General features: G+C 37.6%; 19 protein-coding genes and 6 tRNA genes. 8 read left to right on the plus strand and 17 right to left on the minus strand.

Going from position 1 to position 22,642, the window contains the following annotated elements; translation table 11 throughout:
- Positions 1 to 28 precede the first annotated feature (28 nt).
- From sbmA to RFW85_RS07025, 6 genes are all read right to left on the minus strand, one after another.
- Positions 29 to 1,225 (minus strand): peptide antibiotic transporter SbmA, encoded by a 1,197-nt coding sequence (gene sbmA, locus RFW85_RS07000; protein WP_309171302.1) that lies wholly within the window; start codon positions 1,223 to 1,225, stop codon positions 29 to 31.
- 238 nt (positions 1,226 to 1,463) lie between these two features.
- Entirely contained in the window at positions 1,464 to 2,699 is a 1,236-nt protein-coding gene (locus RFW85_RS07005; protein ID WP_005064397.1) for a threonine ammonia-lyase, read from the minus strand.
- A 203-nt stretch (positions 2,700 to 2,902) separates the two neighbouring features.
- Entirely contained in the window at positions 2,903 to 3,877 is a 975-nt protein-coding gene (locus tag RFW85_RS07010; protein ID WP_309171303.1) for a patatin-like phospholipase family protein, read from the minus strand.
- A gap of 170 nt (positions 3,878 to 4,047) precedes the next feature.
- Positions 4,048 to 5,523: an alanine/glycine:cation symporter family protein gene (locus RFW85_RS07015; RefSeq protein ID WP_309171304.1), complete on the minus strand. Its 1,476-nt coding sequence runs from the start codon at positions 5,521 to 5,523 to the stop codon at positions 4,048 to 4,050.
- A 99-nt stretch (positions 5,524 to 5,622) separates the two neighbouring features.
- On the minus strand, positions 5,623 to 5,763 hold the full coding sequence (locus RFW85_RS07020) for a hypothetical protein (RefSeq protein WP_309171373.1): 141 nt from the start codon (positions 5,761 to 5,763) through the stop codon (positions 5,623 to 5,625).
- A gap of 183 nt (positions 5,764 to 5,946) precedes the next feature.
- A complete protein-coding gene (locus tag RFW85_RS07025; RefSeq protein WP_005064392.1) occupies positions 5,947 to 6,150 on the minus strand; it encodes a hypothetical protein in 204 nt (67 codons plus the stop codon).
- 510 nt (positions 6,151 to 6,660) lie between these two features.
- On the opposite strand from RFW85_RS07025, the gene RFW85_RS07030 reads away from it, so the two are divergent.
- A complete protein-coding gene (locus RFW85_RS07030; RefSeq protein ID WP_199113913.1) occupies positions 6,661 to 7,368 on the plus strand; it encodes a nitroreductase in 708 nt (235 codons plus the stop codon).
- 25 nt (positions 7,369 to 7,393) lie between these two features.
- Here RFW85_RS07030 and RFW85_RS07035 read toward each other — a convergent pair whose 3' ends face one another.
- The gene (locus RFW85_RS07035) at positions 7,394 to 8,608 is read right to left on the minus strand and encodes a multidrug effflux MFS transporter (protein ID WP_086265165.1); all 1,215 of its coding nucleotides are present in this window, start codon (positions 8,606 to 8,608) and stop codon (positions 7,394 to 7,396) included.
- Positions 8,609 to 8,735: 127 nt separating this feature from the next.
- Between RFW85_RS07035 and yccS the strand changes: the two genes are divergently transcribed.
- The 4 genes from yccS to RFW85_RS07055 all read left to right on the plus strand — a co-directional run bounded on the left by yccS (position 8,736) and on the right by RFW85_RS07055 (position 15,230).
- Positions 8,736 to 10,910 (plus strand): YccS family putative transporter, encoded by a 2,175-nt coding sequence (gene yccS, locus RFW85_RS07040; protein WP_170248282.1) that lies wholly within the window; start codon positions 8,736 to 8,738, stop codon positions 10,908 to 10,910.
- Between the two features lie 100 nt (positions 10,911 to 11,010).
- A complete protein-coding gene (locus tag RFW85_RS07045) occupies positions 11,011 to 11,586 on the plus strand; it encodes an SdpI family protein (protein ID WP_086265167.1) in 576 nt (191 codons plus the stop codon).
- Between the two features lie 155 nt (positions 11,587 to 11,741).
- Positions 11,742 to 14,330 carry a sulfite reductase flavoprotein subunit alpha gene (locus RFW85_RS07050; RefSeq protein ID WP_170248283.1) on the plus strand — a complete coding sequence of 863 codons (2,589 nt, stop codon included), beginning with the start codon at positions 11,742 to 11,744 and terminating at the stop codon, positions 14,328 to 14,330.
- A gap of 114 nt (positions 14,331 to 14,444) precedes the next feature.
- Complete coding sequence (locus tag RFW85_RS07055; protein ID WP_170248284.1) at positions 14,445 to 15,230, plus strand: YdcF family protein; 786 nt, start codon at positions 14,445 to 14,447, stop codon at positions 15,228 to 15,230.
- Positions 15,231 to 15,609: 379 nt separating this feature from the next.
- Here the strand turns inward: RFW85_RS07055 and RFW85_RS07060 are convergent.
- From RFW85_RS07060 to RFW85_RS07095, 8 genes are all read right to left on the minus strand, one after another.
- Positions 15,610 to 15,685 (minus strand) — tRNA-Val (locus RFW85_RS07060).
- A 66-nt stretch (positions 15,686 to 15,751) separates the two neighbouring features.
- Positions 15,752 to 15,828 (minus strand) — tRNA-Asp (locus RFW85_RS07065).
- Positions 15,829 to 15,864: 36 nt separating this feature from the next.
- Positions 15,865 to 15,940: transfer RNA gene (locus tag RFW85_RS07070), tRNA-Val, on the minus strand.
- A gap of 89 nt (positions 15,941 to 16,029) precedes the next feature.
- Positions 16,030 to 16,106, minus strand: a tRNA-Asp gene (locus RFW85_RS07075).
- A gap of 47 nt (positions 16,107 to 16,153) precedes the next feature.
- A tRNA-Asp gene (locus RFW85_RS07080) sits at positions 16,154 to 16,230 on the minus strand.
- A gap of 24 nt (positions 16,231 to 16,254) precedes the next feature.
- A tRNA-Val gene (locus RFW85_RS07085) sits at positions 16,255 to 16,330 on the minus strand.
- 206 nt (positions 16,331 to 16,536) lie between these two features.
- On the minus strand, positions 16,537 to 17,040 hold the full coding sequence (gene elsL / locus RFW85_RS07090; protein ID WP_086265170.1) for a cell wall-recycling L,D-carboxypeptidase ElsL: 504 nt from the start codon (positions 17,038 to 17,040) through the stop codon (positions 16,537 to 16,539).
- Between the two features lie 95 nt (positions 17,041 to 17,135).
- Entirely contained in the window at positions 17,136 to 17,504 is a 369-nt protein-coding gene (locus RFW85_RS07095; protein ID WP_086265171.1) for a YbaN family protein, read from the minus strand.
- A gap of 104 nt (positions 17,505 to 17,608) precedes the next feature.
- On the opposite strand from RFW85_RS07095, the gene RFW85_RS07100 reads away from it, so the two are divergent.
- The 3 genes from RFW85_RS07100 to dapE all read left to right on the plus strand — a co-directional run bounded on the left by RFW85_RS07100 (position 17,609) and on the right by dapE (position 20,019).
- A complete protein-coding gene (locus RFW85_RS07100; RefSeq protein ID WP_309171305.1) occupies positions 17,609 to 18,490 on the plus strand; it encodes a DUF1853 family protein in 882 nt (293 codons plus the stop codon).
- A gap of 123 nt (positions 18,491 to 18,613) precedes the next feature.
- Positions 18,614 to 18,757 carry an entericidin A/B family lipoprotein gene (locus RFW85_RS07105; protein WP_014207555.1) on the plus strand — a complete coding sequence of 48 codons (144 nt, stop codon included), beginning with the start codon at positions 18,614 to 18,616 and terminating at the stop codon, positions 18,755 to 18,757.
- A gap of 125 nt (positions 18,758 to 18,882) precedes the next feature.
- Positions 18,883 to 20,019, plus strand: a complete 1,137-nt coding sequence (gene dapE, locus RFW85_RS07110) for a succinyl-diaminopimelate desuccinylase (RefSeq protein ID WP_108009095.1) — start codon at positions 18,883 to 18,885, stop codon at positions 20,017 to 20,019.
- A gap of 89 nt (positions 20,020 to 20,108) precedes the next feature.
- On the opposite strand, the gene RFW85_RS07115 is transcribed toward dapE, so the two are convergent.
- The gene (locus tag RFW85_RS07115; protein WP_309171306.1) at positions 20,109 to 20,990 is read right to left on the minus strand and encodes an alpha/beta fold hydrolase; all 882 of its coding nucleotides are present in this window, start codon (positions 20,988 to 20,990) and stop codon (positions 20,109 to 20,111) included.
- A gap of 9 nt (positions 20,991 to 20,999) precedes the next feature.
- Positions 21,000 to 22,391, minus strand: a complete 1,392-nt coding sequence (locus tag RFW85_RS07120; RefSeq protein ID WP_309171307.1) for a radical SAM protein — start codon at positions 22,389 to 22,391, stop codon at positions 21,000 to 21,002.
- Between the last annotated feature and the right edge of the window lie 251 nt (positions 22,392 to 22,642).

A 22,642-nucleotide genomic window follows, 5' to 3' on the forward strand; every position in this document is an offset into this window, starting at 1 on the left:
AAAAAAACCCGCTTTCGCGGGTTTTCATTTATTTATGCAATATCGATTCAAAAGCTTTTAAACGTTTATAAATTGAAAGCAGTTCAATAATTGTTTTCCATGAACTAATTAAATATTGGAAGGATTCACGAACTTTATCGAATACACCACCAATTTGGTTAATCAAGCCTAACGTCATCTTCCCACTTGCAATTGCAGGAAATAAAACAACTAGACTATATAAAATATCTAATTGCTTATACCAAGTTGCTACCAAGTTAAAGTAGGCATAATGAAAATAGAGGCGGAAGTAGTTTTTACGAACTCTGCTAAATAGTTCTTTTAAAGTAGCTGGTCTTGCACGCTCTACATGATCTTCACCATAAACTAATTCTTTACGATAAGCCGCTTCTACTTTTTGATTATTAAATTGGAGTCCAGGTAATTTAATACCAACTACCATTAAAAGAACAGTACCAAAAGCAGCCCATACAATTGCAGCCCATACTAGAGAATGTTCTAGTTCACCAACAATTGGTAAAACAGGAACATGTTTAGACAGTTGAAATAAAATAGGTAAAAAGGCAATTAAGATCATAACAGCTTTCACCAGTTCAACGCCTAAGTCTTCCATAATGGTTGCAAAGCGCATAGTGTCTTCTTGCACACGCTGTGAAGCCCCCTCGATATGACGAAGCTTTTCCCAATGTTCTGTGTAATATTCATTCATTGCTGTACGCCAGCGAAATACATAATGGCTTGTAAAAAAGGCATTAATCACAGCAAGAGTCACAGCCACCATAGCAATATAAAGAAAGACCATTGTCTCACTATATAATGCTGAGAGGTCTCCTCCGCCATCCGAAAGCATTTTTTGAATTAAATCCCAAAATGGTACATACCATGCATTAATCGCAACACTGACTTGAACACCAAACCAAATATTAAACAAAATAAATGCGGAACCCCACACTGACCAACCCTGCCATGGATTATTAGAAACAATTTTCCAAAATCCAGCAAAGAGCGCAGTAGAGACTAAAAACCAGACATAAAACCATAAGAAAGTTGGAGACCAAAAACGGCTCACACCCACTGGTAGTTGAGCATCATGATAGCCTTGAGGAAACCCGATAAAAGTTCCCCACGTGTTTCCACCTGAATACCAAAGCATCATATTGAGTGCGATCCAAATGACCGCAGATATAAAAAAATACCGTGGTGATGGAAAAAATGATTTGAACATTGAGCGTGGATATCCCTATATTTCTTCAAATTTACAATGAAAGGAATACTAAAACCTAAACCTTAAAATTGTGAAGGGTAAAGTTTAGAGAATTGTCAGTTTTTCCTATTCCATTGAAGGATTTGATCGTTTTTTTGTAAATTAATCCCTTTTTTGGCAATTTAATCCATTTAAATTACCTTGTATATGACTCTTGATAGAGTCATATACGGCTTTTATAACACAGTGATATCAGAGATTAAATCTCTTCCTTACGAACAATATAGCCTTCTAATTGCATTGCTTGAATAAGCAAATCTAGGTCCGAGGCACTTTTTAATTCGACATCAACGCTTACAGCGCTTTCTTTGGCACGACTTGTTGCCGCAAAGCGTTCATGACGCAGCTCATAAATATTACCGCCCTGCTCAGCAATAATGGCTGTTAAACGAGCTAAGGCGCCTGGATTATCAGGTAATTCAACACGAATACGAACCATACGGCCTGTACGGGTTAAATGGCGTTGTAATACAGAGACCATAACACGTGTATCAATATTGCCACCTGACAGAACCACACCTAATTTATGACCTAAAAACAGATCGGGACGCGACATAATTGCAGCAATACCTGTCGCCCCTGCTCCTTCACATACTGTTTTTTCAATATTAAGTAATAGTGCAATAGCCTCTTCAATCATGTCTTCAGTGACAACGACAATGTCATCAACATATTCTTTAGCAACTTGGGTCGTAAGCTCACCTGGAGTTTTTACCGCAATACCTTCAGCAACTGTAGAGCCCATTGAAACGGCATGTTGATAATTACAAAGTAGTTTTGCCATACTTGGGTATACAACTGATTGCACCCCAATAATTTTAATTTTTGGATTGATCGCTTTAGCAGCAATTGCAATACCAGAAATTAAACCACCACCACCAATTGGCACAACTAGAATATCCAGATCAGGCACAGCTGCAAGCATTTCGAGTGCAATGGTTCCCTGACCTGCAATAATTTCAGCATCATCAAATGGGTGGATAATCGTTAAAGATTCTTCTTGTGCAACACGGTGCATTTCAGCAGCAGCTTCTGAAAAGTCCTGCCCATGCAAAATAACGCGTGCACCATACTCACGTACTCGTTGTACCTTAACGTTTGGTGTCGATTTCGGCATTACAATAGTCGCGGTCACACCTGTCCGCTGAGCGTGGTAGGCTACACCTTGGGCGTGGTTGCCTGCCGAAGCTGCAATAACACCATGTTGCTTTTCTTGCTCAGATAAACACAACAGTTTATTTAGAGCACCCCGCTCTTTAAATGAAGCTGTAAATTGTAAGTTTTCAAATTTCAACCACATCTCAGCCCCTAAGGTTTTAGAAATGGTTTCTGAGAAAACAAAGGGAGTTTTTACAACTAAACCTTCCAAACGCTCTGCGGCAGCATGAACATCGTCTAATGTTGGAAAGCCATTTTTAACCTGTTGCTGTATCATTTATCCAGTCAGCCTCAATACACTACAAATCAATTATTTAAAAAAAACGGCAACAATATTTCATATTGACCATTAGAGTTTTCAGCATATCCAACATGTCTCTAATATACAAAAAATTTTATTCCAAAAATTGAAGATTTAAACTTCCATAAAAAAAGCCCTTTGTGGGCTTTTTATTTAATTTTCAGAATATTAACGTTTATTTATTGGCTTTGAGCACTCAAGCCTTCCGTAGACATATTTTGTTCAGCTATTTTTTCATCAATAGCAAACTGAATATCAGAAAGCTTGGCGTTAGCTGCATCTATACCAGATTTCATAGTAGCTTCACGGCCTTTGACATCAAAAATATGTGCTTTTTCTCTTAAATCTGGCTGAATAACAACATCTGCATATTGCAATTCTTCTGCTGCCAAACGACCTTGCATGATATTAATATTCTGATTAAACAGTCCCCAGACATTCGAAGTTTCTGTGTAAATAGGCTGAGCCAGAATATCAACTGCAATAATGACATCAGCACCTAAATCACGAGCCACTTCAACTGGCACAGGACTCACTAAGCCGCCATCAACATATTCAGATTTACCAATTTTAGTCGGCACAAACATACTCGGAATCGAAGCAGAGGCTCTCACGGCCTGCCCAGTATTGCCGTAGTTAAATACGGTCTTAGTGCCATGCTTCAGTTCAGTTGCCACCACATACATTGGAATCTTCATTTTTTCGAGTGGCATATTATTTACTTGCTGGTTAACGTAGTTCTCTACTTTTTTGCCATCAAAAAAGCCTTTTAAACCGATACTAATATCACGGACATCGCCAGCTTTCATTTTTAAAGCAGTATCACGCAGTTCAGCAGGTGTTTTACCACTCGCATAAATTGCCCCAACAATACTACCCGCACTCGTACCTACAATAAAATCTGGGCGAATACCATGTTGTTCTAAAACTTCAATCACCCCTATATGAGCATAACCTCGTGCTCCACCGCTACCCAATACAAGCGCAACAATAGGACGTTTTTGCATTTTTTTAATTCTTGCAAAAGGTTGATCGACAGGACGAGCATAAGCTTCTGTCGTTTGCGGTTTTAGAGCAGCAGACAAGTGTGTGGTGGTCTGGCATCCCGCCAACACCATAGAGAGTCCGAGAACCCACAATTTAAGCTGTTTCATGGCCCATCTTCGCACTATGAGGTTTAAGTTCGGATTGCAATTTTAGTTGCTACTTTCGTGAAAAGCTGTAGTGAATTTATTTAATTTGTCATGTTTAAAATTTAGACTCAAGTATTTTATTTATCGCCTATATGAAAAAGGCCCCTTATGTATAAGAGGCCTTTTGAAACTTACCAGATATCTGAATCAACTTTTTTCTTCAATTCCGGATACTTGTCAATTTTAAACTCAGGCTCTTTGATGCCTCGTTTCAATTGCTCACGGTAATCTTTTAACAAAGTACGTGCCATTGGCGTTAACAGTAAGATCGCAATCAAGTTAATGGTTGCCATGATACCCATAAATAAGTCAGCCATAGACCAAACGAGTGGAACACTACCGATTGCACCGAAGTACACCATCACCAATACGAAAATACGGAAGATGAACATAACTTTCGGGTTGTTATTAATAAACTGTACATTACCTTCTGCATAGGCATAGTTACCTAGTACAGCTGAATAACAGAATAAGAATAATAAAACTGCAAGGAAATCAGCCCCCCAATGTCCAACTTGAGTTTCTAAGGCACGTTGCGTTAATTCAACACCAACAAAACCTGCATCTTGGTAAACGCCAGAAACCAAGATGATGATTGCAGTACTTGTACATACAATGAACGTATCTACGAATACACCAAGCATTTGTACTAAACCTTGGTTTACAGGGTGTTTTACATCAGATGCAGCAGCAGCGTTTGGCGCAGAGCCCATACCCGCTTCGTTTGAGAACAAACCACGCTTAATACCTTGCATCATTGCCATTGACACTGCCGCACCGAAGAAACCACCTGCCGCAGCATTGAAGTGGAAAGCTTCAGTCACAATCAGCTTTAAAATATCAGGCAAAATTGCATAGTTGCTTAATGCGATATAGAGAGCAACAGATAAGTAAAGACCTGCTTTTAAAGGTACAAACATCTCTGCAAATTTAGCAATACGTTTAATACCACCAAAAATTGCCAATGCCACCAAAACTACAAGCGCAAGGCCAACCCATGAAATTTCTAGATCAACACCACCTAAATGTGCAATGAGATTAGCTTTATCCCACCCCCAAGCATGTGAAGATGCCTTAGCAATCGCATTGATTTGAACTGAGTTAAATACGAAACCATAGGTAAAGATGAGTGCTAATGCGAAAACCGCACCAAACGTTTTACTGCGTAGACCTTGAGTAATATAGTAAGCTGGACCACCACGGAACTGTTTAGTCTTACTATCTCTAACTTTAAATAGCTGAGCAAGCGTAGACTCAATAAAAGCAGAGCTCATACCAAGAAGAGCGGTCACCCACATCCAGAACACTGCACCAGGACCACCGATGGCAATTGCGATTGCCACACCAGCAATATTACCTACCCCAACACGGCTCGCAAGACCTGTTACAAATGCCTGAAAAGGTGTAAGGCCATGTTCATCCTCACCTGCTGTACGACTACTTTTCATGACTCGGATACTTTGCAAGAACATGCGAATTTGCACGGCTCCTGTTAAGACCGTATAAAAAATACCGACAGCCAGCAAGAAGATAACCAAAAAGTCCCATAAAGGGTCATTTAAAAATTGTACCCACGACATCAGTGTGGCATTGAGTTGTTCATTCATACTCGGTCCGCTTACGTTCTTGCTAATGTGCTATTAGCACAAGCCAAAATACTGCAATAAACAAAAAAGCCCCTTAAAATAGGGACTTCTTCAGTACATTTAATAAAAAACTTTTAATGTCACTTGAATAGCAATTAACGTCACAAGTTTAAGCAACATAATGCCCAGCACTAAGCCTTTGAAGGTAACATGAGAGAAAGTACCCTTCAGATAAAATGAATTCATCGCACCACTGAACATATTCCCATTTGGGTGAACAGAATGCATCGACTCGGCTACAAACTTGGAAACTAACAAATGACCACCGCTAAATCAGCTCGCTTAATGATTCCCATCAATTAATCGAGTTATAAAAATCTGGATTTAAGCCAATAAGCATATTTACATATACTTGAGAGCGAATGTCTAAAATGGATATGAATTTCAAAGACTGTAACGAGCCATCGCCATAACGCGGCTATCTGCGCCCTTTTCCCTCTGATTGGAGAAGAGTGCGTTTAGATCTGTACCAAGCTGTTGTATTTCTTGTGGCTCAGTAGTTGCGTGAGTTACGTTCATTTTCATGGTTGCAATGGTAATCGCCAATCCTTGTTTCATGAACTGCTTGTTGATGAGCGGTAAACTCATGTAAAGCTCCTTATTCCTCGTGTATTTCTCCATTTCTACATCCAAATCCTTTTTGTAAAGGGATTTTTTATGCAGCCATTTCTTTCCTAACATGAGTATGGAGAAATCATACCTGCGTAAAAAAGTCGGTATTATGCAGAAATTTAAAATTTTGTGTATGTTTTTCATTAAAATTTTATGTTATTTCCGATTGTTTTTTATCCAAAACCATCTGTTTTGCACTGTTTTTAAACATATTATACCTTTTTTTCAATTGAGTGATTTTTAATCCATCTAATGCTATAGATTTATTTTTATAGTCAAAAACATCATACTTTTTTGTCTATTTAGATCTAAAGTGGCATATTCACATTAGAGTTAATTAGACATCATATCCAAACTAAACACATCATCATATCTTTAAGGATACCCCTTTTCTAATATTTTTTGCTTATAAATGAAGTACTTTCAAAACATGAAATTAAGCTTCAAAAAAGTATTAAGTATTTAAGAAAAGATATAGGAGTACGCATGAATCTGGAACAAGTTCGTCTCGTTGATGAAGCTATCACTTCTCGACATTCTGTCCGCGCTTTTTTAAATACCCCAATTGAGCCAGAAGTCATTAAAGATATATTACGAGTCGCAAGTCGAGCACCTTCTGGAACGAACACCCAACCATGGAAAGTCTATGTGGTCACAGGCAAAAAGCGTGATGAAATAGTTGAACGTGTCTGTGCTGCACAAATTGAAGTTTCAAAAAATCCTGAACTTGCAGAACAATATAAAGAAACTTTTGCCTATTACCCTGAAAAATGGATATCCCCTTTTATTGACCGACGCCGCGAAAATGGTTGGGGCCTTTATGGTTTACTCGAAATCAAAAAGGGCGAAAAAGAAAAAATGGCTGAACAGCAGCTACGTAATTTTAAATTGTTCGATGCACCAGTCGGCCTTTTCTTTACCGTAAATAAAACTATGGGAATCGGTTCTAAAATGGATATCGCCATGATGATCCAAAACGTGATGGTCGCTGCCAAGGCGCGTGGCTTAGATACATGCCCACAAGCAGCTTGGAATCATTTTCACCCTATTGTTTTAGATATAGTGGGTGCATCAGATGACGAAGAACTAGTATGTGCAATTGCATTAGGCCATGCTGACCCTAATCATATTGTAAATACCTTTATCACACCTAGAGAACCTGTTGAAAATTTCACAGTTTTTCTAGACGAATAAGCTATAAGTGGCCATTCTCTAAAAGCTATGAGAATGGCTTGGTTTTGACCTGTTGTGTCGCTTTCAAGACGACAATAAAACCACTTAGTGTAAATAACACCATCATCACCCCCATATTGAGCGATGCAGACCAAATCAGGAAGTTAAGAAGCACGCCACCTAAAAGGCCACAAGCGAATTGCATACTTCCCATAATTGCACTTGCTGTTCCAGCACGAGCACCTTGTTTGGACATTGCTAACGCCATCGCATTTGGGCCTGTTAAACCAATGCCTGAAATAGCTAAAAACAACCCTACCATAACCAGCCATAAAGGCGCCGCAGGAATTAAACCAGCAATAAATACAATGATGGCTCCAGTCACTTGCACAAGTGAACCTGATTTTAAGCGTTTGGTAATTTCAACACGTGTTGTTAAATGCTTGTTTAAAGAAGACATCAACATAATACCAAAAGCATTTAGTCCAAATACGTAGGCAAATTCTTGCTGATTAAGCCCGTACTGATCCATAAAAACCGCAGGCGCTGAGCTGATATAGCAAAATAATGCAGCCCCTGTTAAACACCCTGCAAACATAGGTAAGCGGAAACTCGCATCTTTGAAAATAGCTCCATATAAAGTCACCACTTGATAGAGCGATAGCTTAAGCCTTTTATCATTTGCCAAAGTTTCCTTAAAAAAGAAATGTACACACAGCCAACACAGCGCACCCACAATTGAAAGTGCAATAAAAATAGCCTGCCAAGGGAACCAAATTAAAATCCATGCTCCGATCATAGGAGCCAAAATTGGTGCTAAGCCCATTACGATCATCATGCTAGAAAAAGCTTGTGCAGAGCCTTGTACGTCCAATCTATCGCGTATTGCCGCACGCGCCATGACTACGCCAACACAACCACCTAAAGCTTGTAAAATACGGGCCGCAATCAAGCTCCATTCATTAGTAGCCATTACACAAAATAAGCTTGCGACTGCATAAAGCGCGAGGCCAAAGTAAAGTGGTTTCTTTCTACCGATACGATCGCTTAAAGGACCATAAACCAATTGCCCAATGGCTAAACCAAAAAAATAAGCTGGCAGTGTATTTGCCACCATTTGCGTACTTACCCCAAAATCATGGGCCATTTGTGGTAGCGCAGGTAAGTACATATCAATGGATAACGGCCCTAAAGCCGTAAGTAAAGCGAGCAACATAATCCAGCCAATAGAGTATTGACGCTGGGCTGTTTGTTCAGACATAACGATATTTCATTTTTCACTCATTTGCATACAGACAAGCTTACACTGTCTATCGTATGATTTGTGCAACATTGGTGTAGAAATACACAAATCCTTTATCACTCAGGTTGATCAGCAAGGACTTCATTTGAAATCTTGGTTTAAACGCCTAAAAAGAGCGACTTATAACACAACATTTATGTATAACGTGCGAATGCTGATAGCCTTTTCAGGAACTGCTTTCGTGCCTTATTTTTTAGGCTATCAATTAGCAACTATTCCACTCACTTTAGGTGTAGTCGCAGCAGGTTTGAGTGATATTGATGATCGCTTTTCCGTGCGAATCATGAACCTAATTTATACTTATATTGGGTTCTTCGTTACTGCAGCTTCTGTACAACTACTTTTTCCCTACCCAATGGCTTTCGCCTTAGGGTTGATTGCCTCATGTATTGGCTGGATTTTACTAGGTTCATTAGGACGTCGTTACGCCACCATTTCTTATGGTTGTTTGGTTGTTTCGGTCTATACCATGTTGGGTGTTCACCTTTTCGATCACTGGTATATTCAACCTGCTCTTTTAGTTGCAGGTGCTGCGTGGTATGGCCTCATCGCCACGATTAGCTTTTTGTTATTCCCCGTTCGCCAACTTCAAGACAAACTCGCAGCGTCTTATGCCTCTCTAGGTGATTTTCTATTTGCGAAATCAAACTTATTTGATGTAGATATGACTCCTGCCAGCTATCAGCAAAGCATGATTGAGTTGTCATTAGAAAATGGTAAATTAATTACGATTTTTAATGACTTAAAAACAGCTTTATTGACTCGTTTAAAAGGTGACCGTGGACAAAAAGATACACGTCGAAGCTTACATTATTATTTTGTCGCTCAAGATATTCATGAGCGTGCTGACTCAGCCCATATCGACTATCAAAAGTTAGCCAAAATTTTTCAGCACAGCGATATTTTGTTTAGATTTCAACGAATTTTGGCAGTTCAAGGTAAAGCTTGCCAAGAGTTAAATGAATGTATTTTACAACGTAAACCCTATAAACATAACAAACGTTTCAAGCAGAGCTTTGAGAACTTAAGACTATCTTTAGAGAAGCTAAGACGTGATCAGCATTATGATCTTTTATGGGTAAATGCTCTTTTCGCTTTATACCAAAATTTAAAATCTATCGACTCTCAGTTACTTAACTTAGAAACGGAACAACACATTCAGGCTGATAAAGTTAAACAAGCAGAGAACCAGCTTAAAGATGATGATTTACAGGGATGGAATGATATTGTCATCCGAATAAAGCAAAATCTAACTCCCGAATCTGTACTCTTCCGCCATGCAATTCGCGTCTCGATTGTTCTTTTTATTGGATATGTGTTGATTCAAATGACCAATATTGAGTACGGCTATTGGATTATGCTTACAGCGCTATTTGTAAGCCAGCCTAACTTCAACGCAACCAAACGTCGCTTACGCTTACGAATTTTCGGAACATTAGTCGGAATTATTGTCGGTCTTACCATTGTATTTCTCGTGCCTTCCGTCGAAGGACAACTATTAATGCTAATCCTGAGCGGAGTACTGTTTTTTGAGTTACGCAGTAAGCAATATGCTCAAGCAACCGCATTTATCACTATTCTTGCATTAATTAACTTTAATCTAGACGGTTCAGCAATGGCCGCTGCTATTCCGCGATTTGTAGATACTTTAATTGGATGTGCTCTAGCTTGGTTTGGGGTGACATTTATTTGGCCTGACTGGAAATTCCGACGCTTACCTCGCAACATCAGACGTTCATTACAAGCTCAATGCAATTACTTAGCTGAAGTTGTTAAACAATATCATGAAGGCCGCAATCATGCGTTGAATTACCGTATTGTAAGACGAGCTGCACATAATACTGATGCCGAGGTTGCTTCGCTTATTTCAACTTTAGCAACAGAGCCTGACTTTGACCCAACCCGTAAATCAGATATTTTTGAATTTCTGTGTTTAAACCATACTTTTTTAAGTTATATCGCCGCACTTGGAGCACATCGAGAAAGCATTCAAGACCAAGCTGTTCTTAAACTCTTAGACCAAGCGCTAGATGACATTCAAGGTGCTCTATTAAGAGATGAGATGCCTGATCTTACAGCACAAAATATGCTCCAAACGATACGTCAACGTTTGAGTCAAAATAATGAAGAGGACCAAAAATCACTCATTATCTTACAACAGCTATCACTCATGCTTAGTGTATTAAACCGTTTCAGTATGCTAAAACAACGCCTAAGTCATGATCTTGATAACGATGCCAGTGAGCTTGCATCGTTATAAATCTGAGTCGGAAATTAGTATGAAATTGGCATAATATCCTTTCCTGACTTATGCCAATTAATGCTAAACTTAAAACAGTTTACAATTTGTTATTTGCACTATGACCGCGAAAACTTTATACGCTTATACGCTTCAGCCTGTTCCCTATGACGTGTCAGAAGCTGAACAACGTCATGCACAGCTTCTTATCTGGCGCAGTACCAATAAAATCAGCACAAAAATCTGGGTAATTATGGGTGTGGTTTTAGCCCTAGCTATTTTAGGTCTTGTTTTTATCAAGAACTACTCTACTATTTTTTGTTGGGTTGCTATTGTCTGCGTAGTCCTTTACTACGTAGGACGTAAATACGGATTAGAATGGTACGTTAAACGCAAGATGAATGAATTTCCGGTACAGGAAATCAAAGGTATTCGTTTAGGTGTGCAACCTCATGGTATTGTGATGCGTCAACAAATGGGCTTACAAGAAGGCGTAGGTACTATTGGATGGAAAAATATCTACGAATGGTACAATACACCTGATTTTATTTTGGTCAATTTCAAAGTAAAAGATCCAAAAGGCCAAGAACAACAAGGTGCTTATATTCTACCTAAGCGCATGGATTCGAAAAACTTCTCGTTCAACACAATTCGCACACACTTAAAAGAATCTGTAGGCGAACCAAAAACCTTGTAATTCTAGATTTTATAAAAAGCCTCCTCACGGAGGTTTTTTATTAAGCTAAAAATAAATGATAATGAAAATTAATATTATCTCCAAAATCCATATTATCTCCCCAATCTTCGGCTATACTTCGTTACAAGATCTCCATCATATTTACATTTTCGACCATGTTTAAAAAGATTTTATTTCAAATTCATTGGTTTCTGGGAATTACTGCTGGCCTCATCTTATCCATTATGGGTGTCACAGGTGCAATTTATTCTTATGATCAACAAATTTTAAAATGGGTGAATTCTGATAGTTATGTTGTTCAAGCTGAAAATACTCCTAAACTAACTCCTGCTCAGCTTTATCAGCATTTCAATACAACTCAGCCTGAAATCAAAATTAATAGCATTACGATTGCTAAGGACCCCACCTCTTCTTCTGTGGTAAACATTGAAAAAGAAGGTGAACGTCGTGGCTACAATATGATGGTTAACCCCTATAACGCTGAGGTTCTTCCAGATGTTAAAGGCCGAAAGTTATTGTTACTCATACAACAAATTCATCGTAATTTAACAGCCGGTGAAGTTGGTAAACAAATTACGGGTGCCTGCGCACTCATGTTAATTTACTTTGTACTTAGCGGTTTGTATTTACGCTGGCCTAAGAAGCATTCTGCTCGTCAATGGCTTGCCGTAAAACCAAAACTCAAAGGCCGAAATTTTATTTGGGATCTACATGCGGTTGTTGGTACATGGGTCATTGTTTTTTACCTTCTTTTCGCATGTACAGGCCTATATTGGTCTTATGATTGGTGGCGTAGTGGCATGTTCAAAGTGATGGGCGTTGAACAGCCTAAACGACAAGATCATGGCGCTACTCCTCAAAATCAAAATCGAGGAATGCAGCAAGGCAAACAATCTGAGCGTAATAATGATAAAAAATCAGAGCCTCAATTAGATAATACTCAGCTCATTACAGCACTTAATCAAACATGGAGCGGCTTCAATAGCCAAATCGGACGTGATTATTCGACACTAACATTAAGCTTACCGAAAAAAGATGATGGGAAAATTGAGTTAAGCTTTGTCGATGCTATCCCACAACACGAACGTGCACGCAATCAAGCCATCTATAATTATCAAACTGGCAACATCGAAAAGATGGAGCTTTACGAAGACAAAAAGCTTAATCAAAAGATTATGAGCAGCATGTTACCCGTACACCGTGGTAGCTTCTTTGGACCAATTTATCAATTCGTTGCAATGCTTGCTTCTCTAGCAATGCCTTTGTTCTTGGTTACTGGGTGGATGCTATATCTTAAACGCCGTAAACAGAAAAAACTAACACAGGCGGCTCGTCAGTCTTTAGCAGGACAATACATTGATCCAAATGCAAAGCCTTGGCTTATTACTTATGCAACTCAAACAGGCGTAGCTGAACAACTCGCTTGGAGCACGGCAACAAGTTTACAAGAAGCTCATCAACCTGTTCAGGTAAAACCTGTACAGCAACTAACCCAAACTGATTTAGAACAACATCAACAGGTTTTATTCGTGATCAGTACTTATGGTACCGGTGATGCTCCTGATCTCGCTACAAGCTTTGCTAAGAAACTTTTAAAATTGAATGTGGATCTTAAGCACATCAACTATGCTGTTCTAGCTCTAGGCTCTAAAGAATATCCAGACACTTATTGTAGTTTTGGCCATGCAGTAGATGCATGGCTTAAAGCAAATGGTGCCCACGCTCTCTTCAATACAATTGAAGTTGATAATGCAAACCCATCGGATATTCAAAATTGGAATCAATCTCTCGCGAAGGCAACTAAATTAGATTTGCATGCTGTAAATCTGGAAAAAGTATTTGACAGTTGGATATTGCAGCAACGTGATTTACTCAATCCAAATAGCTTAGGTCAGCCTGCTTATAATATTGAACTTAAAGCAAATCATGAGGCGATATGGCAAGCGGGTGATATTGCTGAAATCCAGCCTGGTAATAGTCCTGAACGTATTCACGCTTTTTTGCAAAAGCATCATATTCTTAAAAATTCAAAAGTTGATTCATTACAGATTTCAATCGAAAAAGCGCTTTGGAATAAAGATTTAACTGGTGAAATTGAACCATTTGCCAATCTGGATCATTTATTAGAACAGCTTCCTACCTTACCAACACGAGAGTATTCGATTGCGAGCATTCCGTCTCAGCAAGTCCTTCGTTTGGTTGTTCGTCAACAATATGATGCGTCTGGTAGTTTAGGTTTAGGTTCGGGTTGGCTGACTCAACATACGCAAGTTAATAATGAAATTGCTTTGCGTATTCGTACCAATGAATCATTCCATCTTATTGATGACAACCGCCCTATTATTTGTATTGGTAACGGAACTGGTATTGCTGGTTTAATGAGCCTATTACACACCCGTACACGTCATGATTACACTGAAAACTGGTTAATCTTTGGTGAACGTCAAAGAGCATGTGATTTCTTCTATGAATCAACTATTGAAGCATGGAAAACCACGGGAATGTTAAAACGCCTCGATTTAGCATTTTCGAGAGATCAAGAACAACGCATGTATGTTCAGGATGTAATCCGTCAAAATGCAGCAGAATTAGTAAGCTGGATAGAACGCGGTGCTGTTCTGTATGTATGCGGTAGTATTGATGGTATGGCAAGCGGAGTTGATCAAGCACTTATCGAAATTCTAGGTGAAGAACAGGTAGATGATTTAAGACAACAAGGCCGTTACCGCCGTGATGTTTATTAAAGATCAATAAAAACAAAAAACCGAGTAATAGCTTAAATGCTTTACTCGGTTTTTATTGCATTCAGAATGATTTTGCATACACTGTCTGCAATTTAAATTGCAACTCTAAGCACAATGCAAGTCAGTAAGTGGATCCGTATTTTCCTAGCAATCATTGGTTCGATTTTATTTCTAGATGGATTAGTTCTAATTTGTCTCAATAAAATTAATGTAGGCACTGTTATTCCTTTAATTTTAGGTGCTTTCTTCTGCTTATATTCCTTATTTTATTATCATTTAGAACGCTTTTTCTTCTATCACTATCGCTTGCACACACTTTGGCGTTTTGGATGGTTATGCTTCTGGATATGGTTAATTGGCTTAGGCTATTTTTTTAGCTTTATTAAAGAAAATAAAGATACTTCAAATAATATTCCTCCTGTAAAAGCAATTATTGTCTTAGGAAGCGGTGTTGAGAATGGTCAGCCCTCCACAATTCTTGCAAAACGTTTAGATACGGCCGTCTCTTTAGCCCTAAAACAGCAGCAAGCCCAGATTGTTCTAACAGGTGGTCTTGATTTTTCAGAAAAAGAAAGTGAGTCATTGGTTATGTCTCGTTATCTTGAACAAAAGTATCATATCGCAAGAGATCAAATGATCCTTGAAGATAAAAGCACCAGCACAGAGCTTAACTTAAAAAATAGTAAACCCTTATTAGAACAGCACCACATTACCTTAGACCAGCCAATCGCTATTGTCACAAGTGATTTTCATATTCCTCGCGCAGTAGCAATTGCGACAAAACAGGGCTATACCCAAGTTCATGGGGTAGCGGCCGAGACCCCATTAGCTACTCGCTACAATGCATGGTTACGTGAATATTTTGCTTATGCAAGTGGATGGCTTCTAAACGAATATTAAAAGTAATTTAATCGGAAAACTGCTATTTAAAAAAATAGCAGTTTTTTTTATTTGTAAAAAATATTCGTGATCGGTACAGATACAAAGCTGATATTAGCTAAAACTAGTAAATTACAGGCTAGATTCTTATCTTTAAGCACTAGTAACGCAATTTAATGAGGTTGAGGAATCCCATCAAAAGCTTGAAGAAACACTAATGTTAAAAACTAAAAAAAATAGCGATCACTAAAAAGAATAAATTAAAGATCTCAGGATTTTAATTTTAGAATAGAAAAGTTGTATCTATACTGAACCACATAGTAAATAAATTTACATGTAAGTATAGGATATTTATAGATGAATATAAATTTAGGGGATTTTAAATTTCTGATATAAATTATGGTGGGCGCTGACGGGATCGAACCGCCGACATTCTGCTTGTAAGGCAGACGCTCTACCAACTGAGCTAAGCGCCCTTAATGAGAAAAGATAACGAACTTATCTTCATACTCTACATTCTCTAGACAAGGGAATCAAGAGAATGGCGCAGCGGACGGGGCTCGAACCCGCGACCCCCGGCGTGACAGGCCGGTATTCTAACCAACTGAACTACCGCTGCACTACAATACTTTAAAATAAAGTATGGTCACATATATGGTGGGCGCTGACGGGATCGAACCGCCGACATTCTGCTTGTAAGGCAGACGCTCTACCAACTGAGCTAAGCGCCCTAAGAAGAAAAAACTAATAAATTATTAATTTTCCGATTTAAAACTTTTATATTTTAAATCTTCTTCCAAACACAACCCGAACTGAAAAGTGGCGCAGCGGACGGGGCTCGAACCCGCGACCCCCGGCGTGACAGGCCGGTATTCTAACCAACTGAACTACCGCTGCACTTTCACAATATCGCAATTGTGGGGTAAACGATGTTAAGTCTTAAGTGGCGCAGCGGACGGGGCTCGAACCCGCGACCCCCGGCGTGACAGGCCGGTATTCTAACCAACTGAACTACCGCTGCACTTGAGAGCTTAACGTAAAGGCTTGGTGGGCGCTGACGGGATCGAACCGCCGACATTCTGCTTGTAAGGCAGACGCTCTACCAACTGAGCTAAGCGCCCTTAACGTCTTCATCGTTTGTGAGGTGCATTATAGAGAATCTTTAACAGGTGTCAAACGCTTTTCGACAACTTTTCAAAAAAATGCGAATGAATGATTAAAAATAAGTCATTATTAAGTAAAAAACAATTTTTTGTATTTTATTTAAGCACTTATTTTAATATTTTGATCATTCGACGAATAAAACAGGAATATTTAAAATCTTATTTTAGGTTAAAGATTGCTCAGACAAGTAAACCAATGCATCTTCAGAGACTAAATCAAACAATTCAATGATTTCTTCATTACGCATTCGAATACACCCATGAGACATTGGAACTCCCATCGGTTCTTTATCAGGTGTCCCATGAATATAGATATAACGTTGCATGGTGTCGTGGCCATCGCCTTTATTGAAGCCTTCTTCTAAGCCATCTAACCAAAGAATGCGTGACAATATCCAATCTCGCTCAGGGAATTGTGCTGCAAGTTCATTACTATAGACCTCTCCTGTTGGCTTACGTGCAATAAAAACTGCATTTTGAGGAGATTGTGCGCCAATTTTTTTTGCAACCCTATGCCAGCCACGCGGAGTTTTTCCAGTATTTTCTTGTTCACCAATTCCATTCTTACCTGTAGAGACCACATAAAACTTATTTTGTTTAGGTAGGCTTAAAGTTTGATTTTCTAAATCAATGAGAATATCGGCATCTTCAAGTTTAAATTGGGACATGGAATTTCTTCTCTTAATTATATGAACTCAACTATCTTTTGAGTTTTAATGAAAATTTATGGGAAAACTTGCATTAGACCAAAAATAAAAGATTATCAATCTTTTATTTTTGGCTCAGGACGTAACCATAACCAAACTGCAACGATGAACATGGTAGTATCAGTGAAAACTTTTACCCAAAACGGCGCTGAGGTAAATAGCATTAAAATACCACTTGCAGCCATCATAATGCTTGCAATCCACTTTGCCTTACGTGGTACTGTACCATTTGCTCGCCAGTCACGTAGGGTTGGTCCATATTTCGGATGATTTAACAACCATGCATCCATCTGAGGCCATCCCTTTGATGCGGCCCAAGCAGCCAGAATAAGAAACACTGTTGTAGGCATGCCTGGTAAAATTGCTCCGATAATACCAAGCGTGATAAAAATCACGACCAGCGTTCGCCAAAACAATGTTTGCATATAGAAACCTTAAGCTATTGTTGGTCATAGTATAAAGTGTTTTTCTGGTATTGTTTTGTTGATCAACCATGAAATTAGGATGAATTATTGCGAGTATTAAACGTATGAATATTGCCTCAGTTCAAGCATCCTATTTTGAGCCATGGTTGCAATTTAACCACCCAATGGTCAGACAATTAGCGTTTACGATTGCTAGTGCGAATCTACTTTGTCACCTTCCCCAAACTCTATCTATTCAACATAGTTTCCAATTACATACTGATCAGATTTGGGAACAACATTTTCAGAACTATCTACCACGTTTAAAGCAGCTCGATGAAGCACCTCAACCTTTACTTCAGTTTATGTCTCAACTTAAAAGCACACGTTTAGGTTTACGTTTTGAAAATTTACTTTGGTTTTGGTTACAAGAAGATAGTTATCATCCTTACCAATTATTGGGTCATAGTATTCAAAAAATTGATGGGGCAAGAACTTTAGGTGAGTTAGATTTTTTAATTTTGAATAAAGAAACTCAACAAATTGAACATTGGGAGGTCGCATTAAAATACTATCTAGGTGAAGCAAATTTAGATTTAGAACAATGGATTGGATTGAATCGTCAGGATACTTTAAGCAAAAAACTTTATCATTTTACTAACAAACAATTTCAGTTCCCTGAAGCATTAAATTTTAAGATTCAACAACGTTTTGCTGTTTTAAAAGGACAGCTCTATCTTCCTTTACAATTAAATTTGCAACAATCATTACCAGACTGGATAAATTTAAAGCGTCGATTGGGATATTGGGGCACTAGCATTCCACACTCTTCTTTTTATCGATTGGAAAGACACGAATGGTTGTGTCCAAATAAACAACCTAGTTCGAATTCAGCACATTGGTGGACAGACGGTTTATATTGTAAAAATAGTGAAGAGATTTTGTTTTATATGTTTAGACATCCTTCCTACTTAAACATCAAGCCTCACCTGCAAAAATTAAGCTAATTAACAATAAGTTTTAAGCTTCTAGAAACATTTTATAACGTTTTTACTATTAAACAGTCATGTTTCTTTTCCCGTTTGTTTTTTAATCTAAATTTACTTCATTATTAAATTTAAACGGAGAAAATGATGAAAAAAGTTTTAGCTGCGTCTGTAATGGTTGCTGTGATTTTAACAGGGTGTAATACATTTAAAGGTTTTGGGCAAGATGTTTCTAAAGCAGGTGATGCTGTAACAAATACTGCTGAAAAAACACAAGATAAAATGTAAGTTAGAGTTATTACGTCAAAACCTTATCGTTCCGATAAGGTTTTTTTATTTTTACGTACCCATCCCATAGAGATTCGCCTATTATATCGAACTATATTTCACCTGATCAGCACGCAATTTTCGGTATGAACCATTCAGATACTCTCTCGCTTAGCTTAGAACTGTTACAACAACCTTCTGTTACTCCTATTGATCATACATGCCAAACCATCATGGCAGACCGTTTAGCCAAAATTGGTTTTCATATTGAACCGATGCGTTTTGGTGAAGTTGACAATCTTTGGGCACGTCGTGGAACTGAAGAACCTGTATTTTGTTTTGCCGGTCATACTGACGTAGTTCCGACAGGTAAGTTAGAAGCATGGAATTCAGATCCGTTTGCACCTGAAATTCGTGATGGAAAATTATATGGTCGTGGTTCGGCCGATATGAAAACAGCACTTGCAGCCATGGTCGTTGCATCTGAGCGTTTTGTCGCAAAACATCCTGATCATAAAGGTTCAATTGCTTTTTTAATTACTTCTGATGAAGAAGGCCCTGCTATTAACGGTACGGTTAAAGTGATTGAGACTCTTGAAAAACGTAACGAAAAGATGACATGGTGTTTGGTAGGCGAACCTTCAAGTACTCATAAATTGGGTGACATTGTTAAAAATGGTCGTCGTGGTTCACTCAATGCCGTATTAAAAGTTCAAGGTAAGCAAGGTCATGTGGCTTACCCACACCTAGCGCGTAATCCGATTCATGAAGCATCGCCAGCTTTAGCAGAACTATGCCAAACTGTTTGGGATAATGGAAATGAATATTTCCCAGCAACATCATTTCAGATTTCAAATATTCATGCTGGCACTGGCGCAACAAATGTTATTCCGGGCGCACTAGAAGTTACTTTTAACTTCCGTTATTCAACAGAAGTGACCGCAGAACAGCTTAAACAACGTGTGCATGAGACTTTAGATAAACACGGTTTACAGTATGAAATCATCTGGAATCTTTCTGGTTTACCATTCCTAACACCCGTGGGTGAACTCGTTAATGCAGCGCAAACTGCTATTTTGAACGTAACGGGTACTGAAACTGAGCTTTCAACAAGTGGTGGTACTTCTGATGGCCGTTTTATTGCTCCAACAGGCGCACAGGTATTAGAGCTAGGTGTTCTGAACGCAACAATTCATCAAATTAACGAACACGTTGATGTACAAGACCTTGATCCACTAACTGATATTTATGAGCAAATTTTAGAAAATTTGTTAGCTAAGTAAAAGTTAAGATCTGATGAATTGAAAAAGCGCCCTTTTTGGGGCGCTTTTTCAATTCAATAAATTAGAAAATTAGTTTTAATATAAATGGCTTAAAAAGCTGCTTTTGAATTCTTATCTATCCATTGCAATATAGTTGGCCAGACTTCTTTAGCAGCATTTTGGCTAAGTACAATTCGACTATGAGAATAATTTTCTAAGTTATTATTGGAATGACCAAATTCTCGAAATATATTATTTTCATTTTCAAAAGCTTGCAAATATTTATAGCATCCTTTAGCAGGGGCAATAAATTTATCGCCAGCCCCGCAAATAGAATATATTGGAACTCTAATAGAGCTCATAAATTTTTTATAATCTATATCTTTAAATTCACTTATAAAATTTTCCTTTAAGTTCCAATTAAACCATGGACGCATCGTGTAGTAAGTTTCATTTATTCGTCCCAACTTAAATTTATTAGCAGGAATCTGACCTAGACCTTTTACAACTAATTTTGCAGAAAACAATTTAATAAAATCAAAGGAATTATTTACTGCTCCAAATGCTTGGCAAGCAATAAAAGTAATACTTTGAATATTTTTTAAATATTCAGGATAATTAATTAAGAACATGGTTAAGCATAAACCTCCACCACTGTGTGTTACACAGTGCAAGGAGGTTATATTAAAATGATGGTGAATATAGTGAAATGCAGTTTTATATTCATATAATGCAATAGTTTCAAAATTAAATGGTATATCTGTTTTTGGGCTAGTACCATGCCCTCGCCACTCTAAAATAAAACAAATATAACCATGATTTGCCAAATAATCTGCAACGCCTATGCAAACAGTTTTATCCGAAAAAGCACCATGAGATAAGAAAATTGCTTCTTTTTTTATTGGAGAATTATTTCTTTTAGAAATTTCCCATAAAGCAAATTCGCCATGATCATCTGTCTTTAAAATATGTAGTTCTTTATGAATTGACATTTACTGTTTCTACTTTTGCAAAGACTTTATTCTAGGTTGACTTAATAACGACTGAATAAGTGGAGTATAAAACTCACCTTCATTAATAAGTTTAATATAGTCGTCTCTATACTCTACCCAGCCTTCTTCAACTAAAGCATCCCATATAAGCTTATAGTCGAGTTTAATATCACTATTAAAAATTTTCTCATATTTTTTAGTATTAATTTTCATTTCTTGTAATGCTTGGAATATCCAGATTAGCTTTACATCTTCAGTATCATGAACAAACATACGTTCAATAGGAAGCTTATTCAAAGATATCGCATTATAATATTCATTTAGGTTTCGGTGGTTCATTGCTGAAACAGACTTAATTTCTGATGAGTTAGGCTGTAATCTCATATTAACCGCTGCATAACCTAATCCGCTCATTGTTGTCATTTTACTTTGACCATTTTCATGTAAACAGTCTCTGAGATTATCTTCATATAAATATTTTTCTGAGATCAGATGATTATCATTTGGTTTTTCCCAGTCATACATTGTTTTCTGTTTATAACCTTTACTTATTAAGAATTGTTTTGCAATGTTATACATTTCAATTTTTCTCTCAATAGATGGCGTATTCTGCTTTTGTTTTGTCGCAAAATCAGAATGACCAGCAATATTAAGCTCATAATGAGTAATATGTTTTATTCCTGATTGAACAATACTTTCTAAATCTCCTAGCATTGCTTCAATAGATTGGTTTGGCCAGCCATAGATCAGATCAACATTGCAAGATAGAGAATACTTATGAAACAATTCAATTGCATCAAAAACCTGCTTTCTTGTTTGTTTTCGACCACTTGCAGCGATCAACTCATCATTAACCTGTTGTACCCCCATACTGACACGATTGAAACCAGCTTCTCTAATTGCTCTTATTTTATCTTCGTTAAAAAGTTGAGGAATACCTTCTAAAGTCATTTCTATCGGTTTAGATAACCCTATGTTAGGAAAAAGAGAAGATACAATATTAGTCAGTTTTATATAATCATGAGGTTGAAGTAAATTAGGAGTACCTCCTCCGACATATAGACTCTCTAGTTTAGCGCCATGATAAAATTCTTTATATAAATGCGCCTCCCTATTTAAAAAATCTAGATAATAATCGATCTCTTTTTTTCCTTTGTAGTCTTGAGTAGGGAAAAGACAAAATCCACAATGAGGTGGATTAGTAGGAATGCAATATGGAATACCTAAATATAAATTTATAGATTTATACTTAGCTTCTGTATTTTTTAGCAAATAGTTATTTTCTTCCTCTTTTAAATCCGTTTTCCACATTTTAGGTGAAGGATGAGTATGCAAAACTTTATTTGATAAATGTCTAACTTTATTTTTCTGTATGAATTTTTTAATTGCGGCGATATCCATAGTCACTACATCTTTTTAATATATTTAAAAATATATTATATTTGAATATATTGGTTCATGCAATTAGTTCAGTTATCTTCTCCTCTAGCATAAAATTTCTACAGCCTTATTAGCTTAAGCTGGATTAAAAATTCTGCATTTCTTACACAAAATCTAGATCGAACGATTTATATATTTATAAAAAACATTAACTTACTTTTTTACAAACTGTTTAGTTTTTATAAAAAAAGAACTCAAAATGAGTTCCTTTT

Source organism: Acinetobacter sp. 12966, assembly GCF_031196995.1.
Taxonomy (GTDB): domain Bacteria; phylum Pseudomonadota; class Gammaproteobacteria; order Pseudomonadales; family Moraxellaceae; genus Acinetobacter; species Acinetobacter geminorum.